Raw genomic sequence first — 19,688 nt, forward strand, 5'->3', positions numbered from 1 at the left:
CATATCATTCATGACTTTCTAGAAGGGGAAACTAATGGGTCGCGCGCTCCTCGGTTTAATGTTGCTGTTGTCTTTGATTTTGTGCGGTGAAACTCGCGTCGAGGCTGCGGAGACGGAGCGGCCGAATGTGCTGTTTATCGCCGTAGATGATTTGAATGACTGGATCAGTTGCCTGGGTGGTCATCCGGACTGTAAGACACCGAACATCGACCGGCTTGCGTCCCGGGGACTGCTGTTTACAAATTCGCATTGTGCCGCCCCTGCCTGTAATCCTTCGCGTGCTGCGCTGCTGACGGGCATCCGCCCATCCAGTTCGGGCGTTTATCTGAACTCCCAGCCCTGGCGTCCCGTGATGCAGGACGCCGTGACGCTGCCTCAACATTTTCGCAATCATGGCTACCAGTCGATTGGTTCAGGCAAAATCTTTCATGGACGATATAACGACTACGGATCGTGGGATGACTATCTGAAGCAGACCGGTGATCCCCAACCGACGCAGGCTGTGCTCAAGGATCCACACTCCCGGGCCGGTACGATTATCTGGGGTGTGCTGGATGCACAGGACCAGGAGATGAGCGATTACAAGATGGCGAATTACGCCATTGATTTCCTGAGCACGCCTGACCAGAAGCCTTTCTTCCTGGCATGCGGCATTTATCGGCCGCATATGCCCTGGCAGGTGCCGCGTAAGTATTATGACATGTATCCCCTGGACAAGATTCAGCTTCCCAATGTGCCCGAGCACGATCTGGATGACATACCGCCAGCCGGCGTGCGGATGGCGAAACCAGGTGGAGATCATGCCAAGATTCTGAAGACCGAGAACTGGCGATATGCGGTGCAGGCTTACCTGGCGAGTATTGCCTTTGCGGACGTGCAGGTGGGCCGAGTGCTGGATGCTCTGGATGCGAGTCCGTATGCGAATAATACGATCGTTGTTCTCTGGGGGGATCATGGCTGGCACCTGGGAGAAAAGAAACACTGGCGGAAATTTTCGTTATGGGAAGAAGCGACCCGGGCTCCATTAATGATGGTTGTTCCGGGAGTGACACAGGCAGGAACCAAATGTGATCAGGCAGTAGACTTTATGAATATCTATCCGACACTGTGCGAACTGTGTGAGCTTCCGCGGGGAGATCACCTGGATGGTATCAGTATGGTTTCGTTACTGAAAGATCCCGCGCAAACGTGGGAACGTCCAGCATTAACCACGCACGGGCGACTGAACCATGCAGTGCGGGACAACCGTTATCGGCTGATTCGCTACCAGAATGGCGATGAAGAATTGTACGATCACAACCAGGATCCCATGGAATGGAAGAACCTGGCTGACGATCCGCAGTATGCGGAAACCAAACAACGGCTGGCAAAATGGTTCCCTGCAAAAAATGCTCCCGATGCACCGCATGATGCATCACTGGGACAGGGAAAGAAGAAGAAACAGCAGCAGGGTAAAGGCAAGTCGAAAAAGAAATCGGCCCAACCCTGACCGTAGCTGTTACTCCTCTTTATTGCCGCGTGTTTTTTCCAGCATGTCTGCGAGTTCGTTGACAGTCACGACATCATCTTTGTTCTGGTCAGCCCGGAAAAAGACGGGGAGTTCCACCAGCGGAACTTCTGATTTTTCCAGCTGACCATTTTTATTTTTGTCGCGTTTGAGCACCAGACGGAAGGCAACGGCCTGGGCACGGTTTTCCGCTTTGGCTTCCTCCCGGGGAACAGCAACATTGAAATAGCCGATCATCATTTCATTCCAGGTCTGATCGCCCCAGTAAACCGGTTTATCGGGATCCGGGTTGGAAAGATTGCTGTCCGAATTATTAAAGTGTGCGACACAATGGATGTAGTCGCCGGGCTCAAGGGGAATCGGCTTTTCAATCTTGTAGGCTGTCTGCCAGTTGAAATCAAAGGCAGGTACATCGAGTAGTACTTCGCCCGGTCCATCCGGTGTTTTCCGCAATTCATAGCGGAACGATTTGCCGCGAAGGTGCATGTGGGGCATGAAGCCCAGCAGGAGCATATTGCGGTCGCTGGGAGGGGAAGTGCCTTCGATTTTAAAATTGTCGTTGTTGGCATCGATGGGGAACTTGCGTCGGGTGAACTCATGATTGAGCACGTGCGCGGTCATGACCTGGTGCGTGACTTTGGATTCATCAGTAAAGACCAGGCCGACTTTACTGCGATCCTCCTGTTCGGTGCCGATGGGAGTGTAGTGCATTTGAAAGACCAGCTTGGAACCGGCGGGAACTTTCTTGGCCATCCCCTCGGGCAACATGACTTCCCGTGAACCGGGTACATAACCGACGAGGAACTGATCGCCTTCACCAAACACGCGAACCCGTTTTCCCTGAGGGGGTCGCGCGAAGACGAGAATATGATGTACGACCGCCCGGTTACCGGGCAGGGCTTCTGCACCGGTGAGCCATTTGTCTTCTTTAAAGCCGGGATCGACGGTGAAGTACTGATATTTGACGCCCCGTTTGCCTGCCTGTGCCGGGACCTTAAATGGTTTCTCATCCATGTAGAAGACGGCATCAGGCTTCTGGGGCAGTTTCCAGCCGGTCACGTACGTGCGTGGTTCGGGCAGTTCTTTGGGATCTCCCTCGGGAGCGCCGTTTTCTACCCACTGGTAGATGAGTTCTTTTTCTGCTTTGGTCAGGCTGCGATCGTTGGAGAATTTCCCATGAGCGGGGTCGGCGTGCCAGGGGGGCATCCGCTGATCGCGAACGACCTCGGCGATGGTTTCGGCCCAGCCGGCCACTTCCTCGTATTCGGTCAGTTCGAACGGCGCGATTTCGCCTTGTCGATGGCACTCGACACAATGCTTCTGCAAGAGGCGTGCGATCTGATTAGAATAGGTGACACTGCTGTTGGGATCCGGTTCCCGGATGCGACCAATGAAACAACCCAGCGGTTTCGTGGAAGCGACACTGACAGGTTTCCCGGCGAGCAGTTCTGTGATCGCAATTTTCAGGTCCTGGCGTTTGGGTTCGTCGCGAATGTAACCGACGCCGTACTGATCGTCGACACGACCGTGGTAGCGGACAGTTCTCGATTGATCGAGCAGAAAGATTTCCGGGGTCCGCACGGCACCAATCTGATCCGCTACGCGGTTGCCCGGATCTTTGAGCACGGGGAACTTGATTCCATGCTTGCGGGCATACGCGGCGATTTCGGTCAGCGAGTCCTGCTGGTTGGACATAATGGCATAAAAGGCTACGCCCTGGGTCTCGTATTCGTCAGCCAGTTTCTGGAGACGATCGCCGTAGAGTTTGGCCAGCGGACATTCGGTTCCCAGAAACGCCAGGACGACCAGTTTCTGGTCGCGGGCGTCTTCCAGTTGCACCTGTTTGCCTCGAAAATCCTGCAATTTGAAGTTGTCGACCGATTTGCCCACCAGCGACTCTGTGGGCTCGGCCAGAAGAGTAGAAGTGAACAGCAAGCAGGACAGGAAACCCGATATTAGACGATAGAAGCCTCTCATTCGACCTTGAACTCCCCTCTCGACTCAGATTTAATGATGGGCGCTGGTTAAGTCTGCGAAATGGTTCGACGCGAATTGAACCCTCAAGATACACCAGAGTAGTGGCCTTCGTAGATAGAAATACTGTTAAAATACGAAGAAGCACTAATATTAATTCTCCCTTGCCCGGTAATACCCATGTGCGGCCGATTCTGTTTCAGAAATCCAGGGAAAGAATTTTGTTTTCCATTATACAATAGATCAGTATCGGGGTAAATATCAGTGATAGTCGGGCTGGGTACAGATATCGTCGAAATTTCACGCATCGGTCAAATGATTGAGCGGCATGGTGATACCTTTCTCAAGCGTGTCTTCACGGAAAGTGAAAACGAGTACTGTGGCACCAAGAAGAACAAGGAACAGCATTACGCGGGACGATGGGCGGCCAAGGAAGCGGTGATGAAGACGCTGGGGACCGGTTTTGTGAAGGGGATCGGCTGGAAAGAGATTGAAGTGGTCAACCTGAAGAGCGGGAAGCCGACCATTGTGATTTCCGGAGGGGTAGAGCAGTATGCGGGAGAACTGGGAATCGAAGAGATTCTGATCACGATCTCCCACAGCCGGGAATTTGCTACGGCCACGGCAATCGCTGTCGGAAAAATGCCGCTCGCCTGAAGTGCTGTTTTTATTTGAGATCAGCTCTGCTTGAGACTCAGAATTTTCTCGATGTGCGGCAGCTGGTGTTTCTCGAGATGATCAACAAGCGTGGCCGGTGTTTCATCGGCAATGATCAGATCGCGGTATTTCGGTTTAATGAATTCGGTATCGATACAATGCTCGACCAGATTCAGAAGCGGATCATAGAAACCTGAGGTGTTGAGCAGTCCGATCGGCTTGAGATAGATGCCGAGTTGAACCCAGGAGACAACTTCGAAGAGTTCTTCGAGAGTACCGAAGCCGCCCGGCATCGCGATGAACGCATCGGAAAATTCAGCCATTTTCGCTTTGCGGGTATGCATGTCTTCCACGACGTGCATTTCTTCGACTCCCGGATGGAGCAGTTCCCGGGTAGCCAGTTGTCGCGGAATAACGCCGATCACTTTACCGCCGGCTGCGAGAACGGCGTCTGCAATGATGCCCATCAGTCCTACGCTGCCGCCGCCGTAAACCAGCGTGATGTTTCGTTCGGCCAGCAGACGTCCCAGTTCCTGAGCAGACTCATGGTATTGAGGATCGCTGCCGGATTTCGAGCCGCAGAATACGCAGATGCTGTTGATCTTACTCATGTACCGGTTCCATCAGTTGACTGATCGTTGTCTGAGGCAGGCTCTTCCTTGTCTTTTTCGGCAGTTTTATTTTCTGCACTGTTATCAACGAACGTTCCCGGTTTGATCTGCGGGCCGCGCTGATGCTGCTTGAGAATCGACTGGAGCTGGTCCATGTCCATGACTTCGCATTCAAGCAGTTCCTGGGTCAGGTGCTCGAGCAGCTCCCGGCGTTCATCCAGAACCTCGTAAGCGATCTTCGCGCATTGATCGATGATCCGCCTGATTTCAAGATCGATTTCCCGGAGCGTGTTTTCACTGTGAATGCTTTCCGAACCTGAGGAGGTATCCCCGAGGAAGGGCGACCGACGGGTTTCGCTGTAATGTACGCGGCCCAGTTTGGCACTCATACCAAACTCCGTCACCATACGGCGGGCGAGGTCGGTTGCCCGCTGCAGGTCGTTTTGAGCACCGGTGGATGTTTCCTGGTAGATAATTTCTTCGGCAGCGATGCCTCCGAGGAGCACGCAGATACGGTTTTCCAGTTCGCTCTGGGTGACCAGCTGTTTTTCTTCTTCGGGTCGTTGCAATGTATAACCGAGGGCACCAAGACCACGGGGTACGATCGATATTTTATGTACCGGATCCACGTTGGGCAGCGAACAGGCTACCAGGGCATGACCACATTCGTGGTAAGCGACCCGGTTCTTTTCGTCTTCGTGAATCAGGCGGGTTGATTTTTCCAGGCCGGCGACCACGCGTTCTACGCCTTCTTCGCATTCCCGCATTGTCACTGCTTCTTTGTTATTACGGGCAGCGAGCAGGGCAGCTTCATTGATCAGATTGGCCAGATCCGCACCGACGAAGCCGGGGGTAATTTTGGCGATGTGCTGCAGGTTGACGGACTCGTCCATTTTGACTTTGGCACTGTGGACTTTGAGGATGGCTTCGCGGCCGCGAACATCGGGACGGTCAACCAGGACGTGTCGGTCAAAACGACCGGGACGCATCAAGGCGGGGTCCAGAGTTTCGGGACGGTTGGTGGCCCCCATGACGATCACACTTTGATCGGAGCCGAACCCATCCATTTCAACGAGCAGGGCGTTGAGTGTCTGTTCGCGTTCATCATGACCGCCGGGCATGCCGCTGCCACGCGTTTTACCCAGGGCATCGAGTTCATCGATAAAGATAATGGCTGGTGAGCGCTGGGCTGCCTGCTGGAACATATCCCGCACGCGGGCGGCACCGACGCCGACAAACATTTCGACGAAGTCGGACCCGGAAAGTCCGTAGAAGGGAACTCCCGCTTCGCCGGCAACGGCTTTGGCGAGCATGGTTTTACCGGTTCCCGGAGGTCCGACAAGCAGCACCCCTTTAGGGATCCGGCCTCCCAGAGCCTGATACTTGGCCGGTGTTTTCAGGAATTCGACGACCTCGCGAAGTTCTTCGACTGCTTCTTCGATCCCGGCTACATCGTTGAAAGTGACTTCGATATCATCCTGAGCGTACATCCGTCCGCGACTGCGTCCGAAGGACATCGGCGACCCTGCGCCGCCCATCCGCCGGAAGAGATAGATGACGAAGATGAGCAGAACGACCGGAAAGAAGAGCACCGCAATCAGCGATTCCCACTCGGAAGGCCGACTCTCAGAGTCGACGATAATGCTTTTATTTTCGAGCTTGGTCTGCAGTTGTGCGCGGGCTTCCTGCGGAATCCCCCAGACCGGGATGTAATAATTTTTAGTTGTGTTGGCGAGTGTTCCTTTTTCGGAGCCTTCCTGTTTCGGCTGATCCTGGAACACGATGTAGTCAGTGCCGAACTTCAACTCATGGACGTTGGTTTTGTTGTATTTGCCGTCATCCAGTCCTTTGACGAAATCGCCGAACTTGATTTTTTCGCCACGCTTATTATTAGAGACCACCGAGAGAGTGATGAACAGGATCAGCCCGCCGACCACGAGATACCAGAGTGCATTACTTTTGGGACCTTTGGGTTCGGGGCGACGGCCATCGCCTTTGGGATTGCGTTCAGGGGGAGTGGGACGTTCTCTGCGGTTCGACTGTTTCGGATCCAAGTTGGGCATGGGATTATTTATCTCTGTCAGAGGAGTGTGCTGAGCCGGTCACGGGAAGCGGAAGGCCGAACTGAACATTATGCCAGACGCAGCAATTCCTGGATTTCTATCTGTATCATGAGTTGAAAGGATCTTAACACAGAATGCATCTATGTTTTATTGTAAATGTATGTCCTTTCGACAAGGGGGTCAATCAAAGCTTTGCCTGGAAATGCGTGTTCCTGGCTTTGGTCCACGCTGAAAAGGCTCCGGTAGGGACTGAATGCCTCTTGCCATGTTTAATTATTACGCCTAAAATGCGGTTTCGTTGGTGGTTAGGGCAAAAAAACAGAACCAAGGCATGTCTTTTTTCCACTCTGCTTTAAGAATTGAAACAACAGTCAATCTGTCCGACTGAGGATGAAATAACAGGGTCGAATGAAGCAAATAGCCGTTCTCGGGTCTACGGGGTCCATTGGCACGAGTACACTGGATGTGATTGCCGCCCATGCAGAAGAGATGCAGTTGACGGCTATCACTGCGCACAGCAGCTGGCAACAGCTGGCGGAACAGGCTCAGCAGTTCCGCCCGCGCTGGGCTGTAGTGAGCAATTCCGACCTGAAATCTGCCGTTGATCTGAGTGCTTTTCCTCAGGAAACCGAAGTCCTGTTCGGCGATGAGCAAATCGAGCGGGTCGCTGCAGCAGATGAGATCGACACTGTGATTTGTGGCATTGTCGGAGCGGCAGGACTGAAGGGTGCCTGGGCAGCGATTGAGTCCGGCAAGACGATTGGTATCGCGAACAAAGAGACATTAGTCGTTGCTGGGCCACTAATTATGGATCTGGCAGAGCGGAGCGGGGCAACCCTGCTGCCCGTCGACAGTGAACACAGTGCCATCTACCAGGCGCTACAGGCGGGATCGGCATCCGAAGTGAAACGGGTCATCCTGACCGCCAGTGGAGGTCCGTTTCGGGGAGCGAGTCCCGCGGACCTGGAAGACGTCACCCCGGAGAAAGCCCTGGCACATCCGACCTGGGACATGGGACCAAAAATTACCATCGATTCTGCCACGATGATGAATAAAGCACTGGAGCTGATTGAAGCCAAATGGCTGTTTCAGCTGACCGTGGATCAGATTTCCGTGGTTGTGCATCCCCAGTCGATTGTGCATTCGATGGTGGAATTTGTGGACGGATCTGTCATTGCCCAGCTTTCGCCTCCCGATATGAGGCTTCCCATTCAGTACGCACTTACGTATCCTGTTAGGATGGAAGGTCTGAACCCTCCAATGGACTGGAGCCGTGCTTTTGAACTCAGCTTTGAGCCACCTGATCTGGAAGCATTTCCCGCCTTGCGACTGGGAATTGAAGTCGCGGAGCAGGGGGGAACATGCGGTGCCGTCCTGAATGCAGCTAACGAAGCAGCCGTAGAACGTTTTTTAACGGGTGATTTGCGTTTCAGTGATATCGCGACCTCCTGTGAACAAGTATTAAAATCACATCAATACGAACCCCACCCCAGTCTGGATAAACTGTTTGAACTGGATCACTGGGCCCGTGAGGAGATTAAAAGGTGGAAGTCATGTTGACCAGTCTGTTAATTGGAGCAACTTTACTCGGCAAAGTGACCAACATTGCCATGGTGGCCATCGGTCTGGGGCTGGTCATTTTCTTTCACGAACTGGGCCACTTCGCGGTCGCCAAGTGGTGTGATGTGAAAGTGGAGCGGTTCAGTATCGGCTTTGGTCCGATCATCAAAAGTTTCAAACACGGGGAAACCGAATACGCGCTGTCGTGGATTCCCTTTGGTGGTTACGTGAAGATGCTGGGACAGGACGATGTCGATCCCAGCCAGTTAACGAGCGAGGAGATCGCCCTCGATCCGCGCTCCTATTCCGCCAAACCAGTTTACCAGCGAATGGGCATTATCTCTGCCGGCGTGATTATGAATATCATTACCGGGATGCTGTTCTTTGCCTTCGCGTTTCGCCTCGGCGTCGCTTCGACTCCCTGCGTGGTCGGTGCTGCCATACCAGGCATGCCTGCGTGGGAAGCCGGGATTCAACCGGGCGACGTGATTACGAAAATCAACGGTGAAAAAACCAATTCCTTCATGGATATCATCCGCAGCAGTGCCTTCAGCGATGGTGATATCAAGATGGAAGGGATCCACCCGAATGGAGAGAAGTTCGAAGTGGATATCACGCCGGACCGGACGGGGACCCGTCCCCAGATTGGTCTGCTGCAGTCACAGAGTCTACAGATTCCTGTCTATGAAGATCCTGGCATGAGCGTCACTGCGAAGGGAACCGCTGCGTCAAAAGCAGAACCCGCTTACCAGCCGGGAGACACGTTTGTGACTATCGACGGTAAACCGGTCGAAAACTATGCCCAGCTGCAACGGCTGTTTGCCGCCCGCAGTTCAGAAACACTGAAAACGGGCGTGACACGCAAGGGTGCTTCCGAGTCTGAAGTTGTGGAGATCACGGTCGGTAACAACCCGTTCCACACCCTGGGACTCTGGATGGATATCGGGCCGATCGAGTCGATTCAGAAAGGCTCACCCGCCGATCGTGCCGGTTTGAAAGCCGGTGACAAGATAACTCATATCGATGGTCAGGATGTCGGCAAGGTGATCAATCCGCTGCGTCTGCCCAACTATTTTTCTTCGCGTGCCGGCGAGACCGTCCCGATTGTTGTGAGCCGTGCCCAGGATGGGGCGCAGCCGGCTGAGGTCAATCTGAACGTGGTGCCTCTGGACAATCCTGCCTGGCTGGAACATCCAATTTTTTCCAATACCCCCCTGTCGGTGGGCTCACTGGGAATCGCCTTCCACGTGATTCCGACCACTCTCAAGGTCGAAGAAGGCAGCCCGGCACACAAAGCAGGCATTGAAGCTGATGCCCACATTAAAAAAATCAGAATCATGCCTCCGGAAGGTGAACCGTTGAGTGAATGGCAGGGTCTGGAAGAAGTCAGCTACGAGTTTGACGACAAGAACATGAACTGGGCGAATGCGTTCTGGGAAATGCAGGTAAGACCAGGCTGGCCCGTTGAATTGACCTACAGTCATAAAGGACAAATCAAACAGGCCAAGCTGACTCCCTGGGTCAATCCGAATCAGGAAGAGGGCCAGCAATGGTCCCTGCCGGTCCGGGGAATCAAGCTGCAGACGCTGCGGGAAACTCAGCAGGCACAAAGCATGGGTCAGGCGCTGGGAATGGGTGTGCAATACACGACGAATTCCGCCAAGGACATTTACCTCACCCTGCGCAGTCTGTTTACCGGTCGCGTGTCTCCGCTGGAACTGAGCGGCCCGGTCACCATCGCCAAGGTGGCGTATGAAGTTTCAAACGACGGCTATTCGCAGTTGCTGCTGTTCCTCGGTTTTCTGAGCGTCAACCTGGCAGTGCTGAACTTCCTGCCGATCCCGGTTCTGGATGGCGGGCACATGGTCTTTTTGTGCTGGGAAGGCATCACCCGCAAACGTCCCAACGAGCAGGTTCTGGCTGCAGCAACCTACGTTGGCATGATCTTTGTGCTGGGGCTGATGATCTTCGTCCTCTATCTGGATATTTTCCTGTAAGCCGAAATGAAATTTATTTGGGCACAGCAGCTTCTTCTGTTAAGCTGATATGAGAGTCAGCGACCTCGTCTGGGGTCTCTGGCTCATTGCTCAGATAGTAACGTTGCAGGATGTGGGAGAAAGAAACGATGGCGGCAGGTCGCTCCCCTCGTGGTTCAGGAGATCAGGCAGCAGCCTGGCTGGCGACAGTTTTTACACTCATGGGTGGATTGTTCGCCTGTGTGTTCGTGGTCGTCACCAGTGGCGAACCGCCGGGCAGGCCGATGATGATTGCTATCGGCGTGATTACCGTTTTGCTGCTGTTATCGTGGCTGTTGCGTGACAAACCGCCGGAAGCGCGCCAGGAATCGCTTAAGCTCTGGCACTGGTGGAAGAAAGAAGAAAACGATACTTACGAGTATACGCCCCGTCCCCGCAAGCGAAACAGCCAGACGCAGTACGGGAGCAATCAGCCACCGACCCTCGAATCGATTCGGGAAGCGGTGGATGAACAGCGAACTTGGGTTCCCTCAATTCGGAACATGAAACAGTCTGATGACTCAGCGACTGGCCAGGGCAATTCCCCTGACCAGCCGGGTTAGTTTCGGCAGCGGCTTAGCGGAAGCGAGAGAAGAGTCCGCGACGACGAGCCTGTGAGGAGTAGTCCCGGGACTGATTATTGTTCTGCTGATACTGTGGCTGCTGATGGTGCTGTGTCGGATTCTGCTGACGGAAGCGTTCTGAGTATCCAACGATCGGATCAGCGGCAACAGGTTCCTTGAACTCTTTCGACTTCGCCAGTTCTTCAAGGTACTGAGCATACTCGGGGCGAGTGCGCTCCCGATAGATCACCAGCGAATCGATGGCGTGATACATTCCGCCTGGTTCCAGGGGCTGTTTTTTGTATTCAATCAGATCGGTGGCAATCCGGTATACCGCACTGCGAACCCATGGTTCATTCAGCCGGTTTTGCGGCAGAGCTTCGATGATAAACTCGAGTGTATGCCCCGTGGTGGAGACCCGTTTGTTGACGTCGCTGGCGTATTCTGGACCTTCGAAATATTTGGATGAGAATGAACCGTCACGATTCTGCATGGAACGGGCGTATTCGATGTATTGACGCACTCGCATGCTGGCTTCCAGCCAGGTACCCCGTAGATGCTTCTGATCGCGGGAGTAGCAGTTGACGGCACTGGCCAGAGCGAACAGTCCGTGAGTTCCACCGCAGGCAGAGCGAGTCGGTTCGGACTGCATCTGAGCCCGAACCAGTTTCTCCATGCTCCACTCTTCATTCCGCTCGCTGACCCATTCGGTATCCCACGGGAGGTAGCGTGAGAATGCCCACAGAGTCCAGGTGATTTCTTCGTCGGTATTCACCTCTGCTTTGGCGTTGCGGATCATGTCGTCAATAGTGACGATCTTTTCGCCGGTGTTGAATTTATGATCGAGGGGCACGCCGGCCATGGCATAGAAGGCCAGGAACTGGTTGGGGTGACCTTCAAAAGCGTAAGGTTCGGTGAAGGGGTGTCCCTTCGCGCCATTTTCGGTAGTGATGAACCAGGGACGACCGCGGAAGCTGGGACCGGTGGAGACCCAGTCGAGAGCTCTTACTTTTTCATTATTCTGATACAGCGTGTATTCCCAGCGGAGCGCCAGAATCCCGTGAGCGATCTGCCAGGGTGTGTGCACTTCGGTGGAAAGCATACGACGATGTGAAACTTCGATGGCTTCATCGACGAGCTTGTCCAGGGGATCCACAATTTCGGGAACTGGCGGAGGCTCGGGTTTCTTCATCGAAGGCTTGGAATCCTGGGCAATTCCCGGGAAAGGTTTCGGTTCGGGTACCGAAGCCTTCTTTGTTTTTTTGTCGGCTTCTGATTTATCAGTAGCGTCGTCTGCAATCAGCTCGGGTTTACGGGCTTCGATACTGAATTCCGGCTTCTGGGCGACCAGCGGTTCTTCATTGTCAGCGTCAGTAGTGTTCACCTGTCTGATTTCGCCCTGATCCTGCTCCAGATCGGGTACGAGCAGTTGCGGACCTGAATCACCCCACAGGTTACAGGTCAGTTGAAATACGGTGGCGAAAACAATGAGAGTTGAACATTTCATCCAAAGGTCGGGGGTCAGCCTTGAATTCATTTCCGTCTGCTTTCCAAATCTTCTGTATGTAATCTGAATGTTCCGGGAACTACAGTGAGCCTGTGTCTTTCCCGTTCTGATTCTGGGTGGATTCGTAGTTGTTTGCAGGATGCAATCTACAGTTCAGGTCCGCCCGAGAACCCGATGGGAACTGTCTGACTGCGATACATAGACTCAGTCTGATACGAATTTCAGGTGAGTAGAGAGAGTTGATTCGTATCCGAAGGAGTAGTGGCCCGGATTTTTGGAAACCGGAATGTAACAATTATCGGTTCAACTAATTCGATCTGTTGACCGGGGTTTTTGAGAAAGCGCGGTCCAGCGCGACTTTCGAAAAAATCAAGTATCAATTACGTAAGATGGTGTATGTATTTTTGCCAGGGATCTATTTATGATGTTGGGAATCAACCACTTTCTCTTTTTGCAACGATTATTCCATTCCTGATGGATTGGGGAAATTCTGCAAAATATGATTTTCTCTCGATTTTTAATCAAGCCAGAACCGTCCCGAATTCCGGTAGCGGGGATCAGATTGTCACCTGTTTGAGACAGCTGCATCCTGGTTTGCCGACAGGAACGCCCGCTGACGGGCGCAACCAGAGACAGACAGATAATGACACCACTGTTGACAGCGATGAGTTGGAGTCCCTCCTACTGGCTTTTGGAGGTTTTTACTGCTGTCTGGTGCTTTGTGATGGGCTCCGTTATCGGCAGTTTTCTGAACGTGGTGATCTACCGGATGCCACTGGGGCTGAATATTTCCAAACCGAAGTCCCGCTGCCCCTTTTGTGAAACCCCCATCCGCACCCGTGATAATCTGCCGATCCTGGGCTGGTTGCTGCTGCGAGGTAAATGCCGCGACTGCCAGGCTCCCATCCCGGCACGTTACCCGATTGTGGAAGCCCTGGTGGGTGTCGTTTTCCTGCTGCTTTATCTCGCGATTGTCCATTCGGGAGGGGCTCTGCTGCCTTACCGACCTCCGAACCGATTTTCGGGGGGTTACCAGATTCTGGAGGGACGGACCTGGGACCTGATCGCGCTGGCCGTCTATTACTGTTACCTGTTTATCGTCGTGGTGGCTGCCGCCTATATTCAATATGACCGCCAGTTGATTCCCCGCCGCCTGTTGTTCTGGTGCCTGGGGATTGGCCTCGTTGCGGGGTGTCTGATTCCGGAACTGCATCCGGTTCCTGCCCAGGTCTCCGTTCAGACGAATGTGTCTTCGACAGAAATCATGTTAAGTGAACTGCGTTACCATGGCGCGCTGCATGTCAGCTTTGAACTCAGTTCGGTGCTGACTGTCTGCTGGGGACTGCTGTATGGTGTGATCGTGGGAATCTTATTCTGCTGGCGAAACCTGTTTCAGCCGGGAGCGCAACCGACGCTGTTCCCGCCACGGACGCTCTGGCTGCTGGTTCTGATGGGAGTTTACCTGGGCTGGCAGCAGGTGGTCAGCGTAGGATTTCTGTCTGCTTTGATCCTGTGTGTGGTTCAACTGGTTTTCTGGAAGCGGGACTCATTCTGTGCCAAATTACCGGCTGCGGCTTTTCTTTGCGGCGCATTGACGCTACAACTGTTACTGGGTGGATATTTGACAATCCTTCCCGATCAAACCGGTTACCTGACTTATCTATTCGTAACCGGTGGCCAGATCGTGGCAATTCCGCTGCTGACTGGCCTCTCTGAAGCTGCATATCGAAACCGAGAAAACATCAACTCAGCGCAGGATCAGATACCATTCGATGAATCCTCAACCCTCACATCCTGAAGCGGGATTACCTTCCCTGGTAATAAAAGCATTACAGGAGGGAAACTGTATTCAAATGGTGTTGAGCAAGCCGATCAAAAAAAAGGCAGCGGCCCGGCGGAAGGTTTCGATCAGGCCGGTGCTGATTCGAGATAAGCAGCATTATCAACTCTCGTTCACTCGGGGACAGCAGGAAGTTCACGAAAACCTGCTGCCGGGAGAGACGATACAACGAGTGGAGCAACTGTGGGAAGATCTGTTTCTGGAAGGTTATCTGTTTACGAATGAGGCAGACTATCACTTACAGAAAACGAATAAGGGATCTGTGCAGTTGAAGAAGCACGCTCCGACCAAAGCGCAACCCGAGCAGGTGACGTCACACAACCGCGCGAAACAGTACCTGATCCCGGAGGGCGTGCATTGTCCCTTTCTGGAAGAGATCGGGGTGATGTCGCGCAATGGAAAAGTGAAGGCTGCACAGTACCGCAAGTTTCGCCAGATCAACCGCTATCTCGAGTTCATCAACGATATCGTTGCGGCGCTGCCTGAAGACGGCACACTCCGGATCACAGACTTTGGCTGTGGAAAAAGTTATCTCACGTTTGCCACCCATCATTTTTTCACCTCGATCCTGCAGCGTGATGTGAACATCACGGGACTCGACCTGAAGCGATCGGTGGTCGAACACTGCCAGCAGATCGCCGAGAACCTGGATTGCCGGGGGCTCTCTTTTAAAACGGGTGACATCGCTGCCTTTCAGAATGAGCAGGGCCACTGCGATCTCTCCATCTCTTTACATGCCTGCGATACCGCAACCGATGCTGCCCTGGCTGCCGCTGTCCAGGCGGATGCGAGTGTGATTCTCGCGGTTCCCTGCTGCCAGAATGAAATTTACCAGCAGATCACAAGTCAATCTGCAGAGGGTCTGCTCAAACACGGGATTCTCAAAGAAAAAACAGCGGCCCTGCTGACAGATGCGCTCCGTTCACAGGTGCTGGAGATCTGTGGATATCGCACACAGGTCATCGAGTTCATCGATACACAACACACTCCCAAAAACCTGCTCATCAAAGCGGTCAAACGTACTGCTCCCCTGACAGACTCCGATCTCCAACAGGCGGTGGAGGAGTATGAATCATTAAAAACCCAGTTCGGGATTCCTGCCTTTGCGCTGGAGCGCTCACTGGGAGATCACTTTAAGCAACTGTGTCAATCTGCTGTGAAAGACAGTGCCGGATAAGTTATGCACGAGGATTTTGAGTCAACACCACCCAATACCAGACGCGTCAAACCGGGCCTGATCCTGTTTCTGTGCATCGTGCTGGTTTCCGGGCTGTTCATTTATCGCATACAAAGTCGACATCAGCTGCCCGATCAGACCACCGTAGAGAAGCAGACGGTGGAACCAGAGTTGACCGCAGAGGATTCGACAGAGGAAGAGGCTGAAGAAAAAACGACTCCGATTGAGGAGTCCGTGACACCCTCAACGGAAACCGTACTGACGCAGACCGCGCATCGCCAGCCATTGCTGCCTGATGAGGAGACGGTAAAACAGGGAGAGCTCGACTCGACCAGCTGGCAGAATCCGTTCTATCGCCTGCTCTGGAAAAACTCAGGCTGGAAGTTTACCGACGAAGGTATGGAATCGCCGGCGGACCAGTTCTGTATCGCGACGTTTATCCGTCCTTACAAAAAGGTCAGCGTCAGTTTTCGCGTCGATGTCAAACAGTCGTTCCCGGATTTTGAACTGCAGTTGCTGACACGGGATCCCGCGCAGCCGGACCAGGTCCTGGTCGCCAGCCAGATCCATTTTCAGAATACCGGAGTCACAGTCACCGCTGCCGGACAGAAGACGAAAACTGAACTCAAAAATGTGAAAGTGGATCTGCAACAGGCTCAACCCGGTAGCGTGCCTGTGCGGCTGGTGGGAACCGGAAACCGGTTTGTGATCAGCATTGGTCGGCGGCGGATCCTCACATGCGCCCAGCCTGCAACTCAATCCGGTAAAGAGTGTTATCTCTGTTTCATGGCAGACAAACAGCCAGTGCGGATTACGGCACTACGACTGGAAGGTGAGTAGAGCTCTCCAGATGCGGGGCATCTCGGGCACAATAAACCCTGATTTCCACTGAGCATCTGACAAAAACTTGCATTTCGGTAATTCCGCTGGTAATCTGATATTTAAGATACTTTACGATCGGGCGACCTTCCCCGCTTCTCCAGCAGACCAGATTTTTGCCTCGTCATCCGCGTTGTTCTGATTTTACTCCCGGCTCGCGAAAATCAGGCTCATTTTTTGTATCAGGTTCTTTCATGCGGAATTTGTCAGGAGTTGTGATCACCGCTGCCTGTATCCTGCTGATCGCAGTACAGACGGCTCCCGCTGCAGACGAGAAGTCTCAGGTCGGTTTTGAAAAACAGATCCGACCGTTGCTCAAGCAGCACTGCTATGACTGCCATTCCCAGGGGGCAGAGGAATCCGGCTTACGCGTGGACTACGGCGCCAACCTGATCAAAGGAGGCGATCGAGGACCGGCGGTCGTACCCGGCAAACGCGACGAAAGCCTGTTGTACCTGAGCCTGAAAGGGGAGGGGAAAATCCCACGGATGCCCCACGATCTGCCGCCACTCAAACCAGCTGAGATCGAGTTGATCGGTCGCTGGATTGATGACGGGGGCACCATCCCTGCCAGCGAACAAAATTTGCAGACCGTTGATGCTTCAACAGATCACTGGTCGTTCCAGCCGATTGAGCGTCCCGAGCCTCCTCACGTCAAACAGAAAAGCTGGGGACGGAATCCGATCGATGCCTTTATTCTGCATCGCCTGGAGGCACAACAACTCAAGCCGTCCCCCGAGGCGGATCGAACGACACTCATCCGCCGTCTGAGCCTGGATCTGACGGGACTGCCTCCGTCAGTGGAACAGGTACAGGAATTCCTGGCTGATACGAAGCCTGGTGCTTATGAGCGTCTGGTGGATCGCCTGCTCGCCTCTCCGCATTACGGGGAGCGCTGGGCCCGGCACTGGCTGGACGTGGCCCGCTACGCCGATTCCAACGGCTTCACCATTGATGGTCCCCGATCGATCTGGAAGTACCGGGACTGGGTCATCGAGGCGATCAATGCCAACATGCCCTTTGACCAATTTGTTACCGAGCAACTGGCGGGTGACCTGCTCCCCAAACCGACGACGGAGCAGCTGATCGCGACCGGCTTTCATCGGAATACACTGATCAACCAGGAAGGGGGCACCAACCCGGAACAGTTTCGCGTGGAAGCAGTGGTGGATCGTGTGAATACCACGGGCGCTGCCTTCCTCGGACTGACGGTGGGTTGTGCCCAATGCCACAAACACAAGTATGATCCCATTACCCAGCGGGACTTCTATCAGTTGTATGCGATCTTTAACAGCACCGCAGATATCAATAGCGCGCCCCCCACACTGCCACTGCCTACTGAGCAACAGCAGACCGAACAGAAAGAGTTGAAGCAGGAAATCGCGAAACTCACTAAACAGCTGGAGGAACGCAAACAAGCACTGGAACCGAAGTTCGCTGCCTGGAAAGAACGTCTGCAGCAGGACCTGCAACAGTCAGAGCAGCAGTGGAGCGTTCTCGCACCGGGATCGATCCAATCCAAGAATGGAGCCACGCTCACCGTTCTTGAAGACCATTCGCTGTTGGCAGGGGGTAAGATTCCTGCATTTGATACGTACGTCGTCGAAACCGCAGCGATCCCACAAGGGACCTCCGGTCTGCGGCTGGAAGTACTGACTCACGAGAGCCTGCCTCGTAAGGGGCCGGGCTGGGCCGGGAACGGAAACTTTGTGCTGGATGAAGTGACCGTGGAAATGGCAGAGCAGACCGAAGCGGGCTGGTCTGACTTTCAGCCGGTCAAGCTGATCCAGGCAACCGCCGATCATTCACAGGACAAATTCCCCGCCAGCAATCTGGTAGACGGGGATCCCAAAACCGGCTGGGCCATCAATACCCGCAAGGGGAATATGAACGTCAACCGGCGGGCGATACTCAAGCTCAAAGAACCGATCAAAGCCAAACAGCCGGTCAAACTGCGGGTGACTCTGACGCATACACGGAATGCAAAATACAATGTCGGTCGCTTCCGACTCGCGGCAACCACGGTGGCTCCGGAAGTCTTAAACATCAAACCCGAAATTCTGGCGATCCTGAAACAGCCAGAGGACAAATGGGATGCGAAACAGAAAACGACCGTGGAAGAGGCCTTCCACCAGTCGGACTCGCAATGGCTGGCTCTGAATCAGCGGCTGACGAAACAGAAGGCGGCACAGACCAAAGTCAACAAAGCGATCGTGACCACGATGATCATGCGGGAGCTTCCCAAGCCGCGGGAAACCTTCATTCTACTGCGAGGGAATTTTCTGGATCCAGGTGCGAAGGTCAGTCCGGGCGTTCCCGCTGTGTTACCGTCTCTGCCTGAGGATGTTTCCCAACCGACGCGACTGGACCTCGCCCGGTGGCTGACCAGTGAAGAGCAACCATTGACGGCGCGTGTGACGGTGAACCGATACTGGCAACGGTTCTTCGGCAGGGGCATTGTGGAAACCGAAAACGACTTCGGGACACAGGGTTCAGATCCCACGCATCCGGAACTGCTGGACTGGCTGGCGTCGGAATTCATGCGGCTTCACTGGGATGTGAAACAATTTCATAAACTGATTGTGACTTCTGCGACCTATCGGCAGGCATCTGACTTTAACCCGAATCATCAGGAAAAAGATCCGCGGAATCTGCTGTTATCTCGACAGAACCGGTTTCGGATGGAAGCGGAGTCGATTCGCGATCTGTTTCTGGCCAGCAGTGGTCTGTTGAGTCGTAAGATCGGCGGGCCGAGTGTCTATCCGCCTCAGCCAGAGGGGATTTATGTACTCACACAAAATAAGAAGAGCTGGCCGGAAGAGCAGAACGAAGACCGCTATCGGCGGGGCATGTATACGTATTTCTGGCGTTCGAGTCCGTATCCGATGCTGCCGACCTTCGATGCACCAAACAGTAATACCACGTGTACGCGACGAGTGCGTTCCAATACGCCCCTCCAGGCACTCACACTGGCCAATGATCATTCGCTGTTCGAACTGACTCAAGGGTTTGCGCTCCGCATCCTGCAGGAAGGTCCTCCATACGATGAAGGTCGCATCCGCGCCGCGTTTGAAATCTGCCTGTCCCGTGCCCCCTCTGATCGGGAGCTGGAAGTGATGACCGACTATCTGCAGGAACAGCGTGCTCAGTTTAAACAGTCACCAGAGGCTGCGGCCCAGGTCGCGGCTGACGATTTACCCAAACAGATTGACGTGATCGAAGCGGCGAGCTGGACGGCGGTCGCCCGCGTGTTGATGAATCTGGATGAATTTATTACCAGGGAATAGTTCCCCCCTCAAGCGGATGCCGGCCGCAAGACCTGACCGGCAGACCGG

13 protein-coding genes are annotated in these 19,688 nt (G+C 53.9%); 9 read left to right on the forward strand and 4 right to left on the reverse strand.

The annotated features are described in order from the left end of the window. Nucleotides 1–34: 34 nt before the first annotated feature. A complete protein-coding gene (locus HG66A1_RS26785) occupies nucleotides 35–1,489 on the forward strand; it encodes a sulfatase (RefSeq protein WP_145191517.1) in 1,455 nt (484 codons plus the stop codon). Nucleotides 1,490–1,498: 9 nt separating this feature from the next. On the opposite strand, the gene HG66A1_RS26790 is transcribed toward HG66A1_RS26785, so the two are convergent. After that, nucleotides 1,499–3,442: a redoxin domain-containing protein gene (locus HG66A1_RS26790; RefSeq protein ID WP_232106682.1), complete on the reverse strand. Its 1,944-nt coding sequence runs from the start codon at nucleotides 3,440–3,442 to the stop codon at nucleotides 1,499–1,501. A 303-nt stretch (nucleotides 3,443–3,745) separates the two neighbouring features. Between HG66A1_RS26790 and acpS the strand changes: the two genes are divergently transcribed. After that, a complete protein-coding gene (gene acpS, locus HG66A1_RS26795; protein WP_145044266.1) occupies nucleotides 3,746–4,138 on the forward strand; it encodes a holo-ACP synthase in 393 nt (130 codons plus the stop codon). 20 nt (nucleotides 4,139–4,158) lie between these two features. Here the strand turns inward: acpS and HG66A1_RS26800 are convergent, their stop codons facing one another. Together HG66A1_RS26800 and ftsH are read right to left on the reverse strand one after the other, a co-directional pair. Further along, nucleotides 4,159–4,749: a TIGR00730 family Rossman fold protein gene (locus HG66A1_RS26800; RefSeq protein ID WP_145191524.1), complete on the reverse strand. Its 591-nt coding sequence runs from the start codon at nucleotides 4,747–4,749 to the stop codon at nucleotides 4,159–4,161. After that, a complete protein-coding gene (gene ftsH / locus HG66A1_RS26805; protein WP_145191527.1) occupies nucleotides 4,746–6,812 on the reverse strand; it encodes an ATP-dependent zinc metalloprotease FtsH in 2,067 nt (688 codons plus the stop codon). The genes HG66A1_RS26800 and ftsH overlap by 4 nt, the downstream gene beginning before the upstream one ends. Nucleotides 6,813–7,220: 408 nt before the next feature. On the opposite strand from ftsH, the gene HG66A1_RS26810 reads away from it, so the two are divergent. From HG66A1_RS26810 to HG66A1_RS26820, 3 genes are all read left to right on the forward strand, one after another. Then, the gene (locus HG66A1_RS26810) at nucleotides 7,221–8,372 is read left to right on the forward strand and encodes a 1-deoxy-D-xylulose-5-phosphate reductoisomerase (RefSeq protein WP_145191530.1); all 1,152 of its coding nucleotides are present in this window, start codon (nucleotides 7,221–7,223) and stop codon (nucleotides 8,370–8,372) included. Continuing rightward, on the forward strand, nucleotides 8,366–10,369 hold the full coding sequence (gene rseP / locus HG66A1_RS26815; protein ID WP_145191533.1) for an RIP metalloprotease RseP: 2,004 nt from the start codon (nucleotides 8,366–8,368) through the stop codon (nucleotides 10,367–10,369). Before HG66A1_RS26810 ends, rseP begins: the two co-directional genes overlap by 7 nt. A gap of 128 nt (nucleotides 10,370–10,497) precedes the next feature. Continuing rightward, nucleotides 10,498–10,950 carry a hypothetical protein gene (locus HG66A1_RS26820; RefSeq protein ID WP_145191536.1) on the forward strand — a complete coding sequence of 151 codons (453 nt, stop codon included), beginning with the start codon at nucleotides 10,498–10,500 and terminating at the stop codon, nucleotides 10,948–10,950. A 13-nt stretch (nucleotides 10,951–10,963) separates the two neighbouring features. Here HG66A1_RS26820 and HG66A1_RS26825 read toward each other — a convergent pair whose 3' ends face one another. Beyond that, entirely contained in the window at nucleotides 10,964–12,457 is a 1,494-nt protein-coding gene (locus tag HG66A1_RS26825; RefSeq protein ID WP_145191539.1) for a hypothetical protein, read from the reverse strand. A 724-nt stretch (nucleotides 12,458–13,181) separates the two neighbouring features. Between HG66A1_RS26825 and HG66A1_RS26830 the strand changes: the two genes are divergently transcribed. From HG66A1_RS26830 to HG66A1_RS26845, 4 genes are all read left to right on the forward strand, one after another. After that, a complete protein-coding gene (locus HG66A1_RS26830; RefSeq protein ID WP_197996834.1) occupies nucleotides 13,182–14,255 on the forward strand; it encodes a prepilin peptidase in 1,074 nt (357 codons plus the stop codon). Beyond that, nucleotides 14,230–15,474: a class I SAM-dependent methyltransferase gene (locus tag HG66A1_RS26835; RefSeq protein WP_145191541.1), complete on the forward strand. Its 1,245-nt coding sequence runs from the start codon at nucleotides 14,230–14,232 to the stop codon at nucleotides 15,472–15,474. Before HG66A1_RS26830 ends, HG66A1_RS26835 begins: the two co-directional genes overlap by 26 nt. Before the next feature lie 3 nt (nucleotides 15,475–15,477). Beyond that, on the forward strand, nucleotides 15,478–16,314 hold the full coding sequence (locus tag HG66A1_RS26840; protein ID WP_145191544.1) for a hypothetical protein: 837 nt from the start codon (nucleotides 15,478–15,480) through the stop codon (nucleotides 16,312–16,314). A 233-nt stretch (nucleotides 16,315–16,547) separates the two neighbouring features. Further along, on the forward strand, nucleotides 16,548–19,640 hold the full coding sequence (locus HG66A1_RS26845; RefSeq protein ID WP_197996835.1) for a PSD1 and planctomycete cytochrome C domain-containing protein: 3,093 nt from the start codon (nucleotides 16,548–16,550) through the stop codon (nucleotides 19,638–19,640). Nucleotides 19,641–19,688: the final 48 nt, after the last annotated feature.

This window comes from Gimesia chilikensis, from assembly GCF_007744075.1.
GTDB lineage: Bacteria > Planctomycetota > Planctomycetia > Planctomycetales > Planctomycetaceae > Gimesia > Gimesia chilikensis_A.

Bases quoted from the DNA above. Each gene is read 5' to 3' on its own strand.
- HG66A1_RS26810 (WP_145191530.1), top strand. From the start codon at position 7,221: ATGAAGCAAATAGCCGTTCTCGGGTCTACGGGGTCCATTGGCACGAGT.
- HG66A1_RS26820 (WP_145191536.1), top strand. From the start codon at position 10,498: ATGGCGGCAGGTCGCTCCCCTCGTGGTTCAGGAGATCAGGCAGCAGCC.
- HG66A1_RS26825 (WP_145191539.1), bottom strand. From the start codon at position 12,457: ATGAAATGTTCAACTCTCATTGTTTTCGCCACCGTATTTCAACTGACC.
- HG66A1_RS26785 (WP_145191517.1), top strand. From the start codon at position 35: ATGGGTCGCGCGCTCCTCGGTTTAATGTTGCTGTTGTCTTTGATTTTG.
- HG66A1_RS26845 (WP_197996835.1), top strand. From the start codon at position 16,548: ATGCGGAATTTGTCAGGAGTTGTGATCACCGCTGCCTGTATCCTGCTG.
- HG66A1_RS26800 (WP_145191524.1), bottom strand. From the start codon at position 4,749: ATGAGTAAGATCAACAGCATCTGCGTATTCTGCGGCTCGAAATCCGGC.
- HG66A1_RS26840 (WP_145191544.1), top strand. From the start codon at position 15,478: ATGCACGAGGATTTTGAGTCAACACCACCCAATACCAGACGCGTCAAA.
- rseP (WP_145191533.1), top strand. From the start codon at position 8,366: ATGTTGACCAGTCTGTTAATTGGAGCAACTTTACTCGGCAAAGTGACC.
- HG66A1_RS26835 (WP_145191541.1), top strand. From the start codon at position 14,230: ATGAATCCTCAACCCTCACATCCTGAAGCGGGATTACCTTCCCTGGTA.
- HG66A1_RS26830 (WP_197996834.1), top strand. From the start codon at position 13,182: ATGGGCTCCGTTATCGGCAGTTTTCTGAACGTGGTGATCTACCGGATG.
- ftsH (WP_145191527.1), bottom strand. From the start codon at position 6,812: ATGCCCAACTTGGATCCGAAACAGTCGAACCGCAGAGAACGTCCCACT.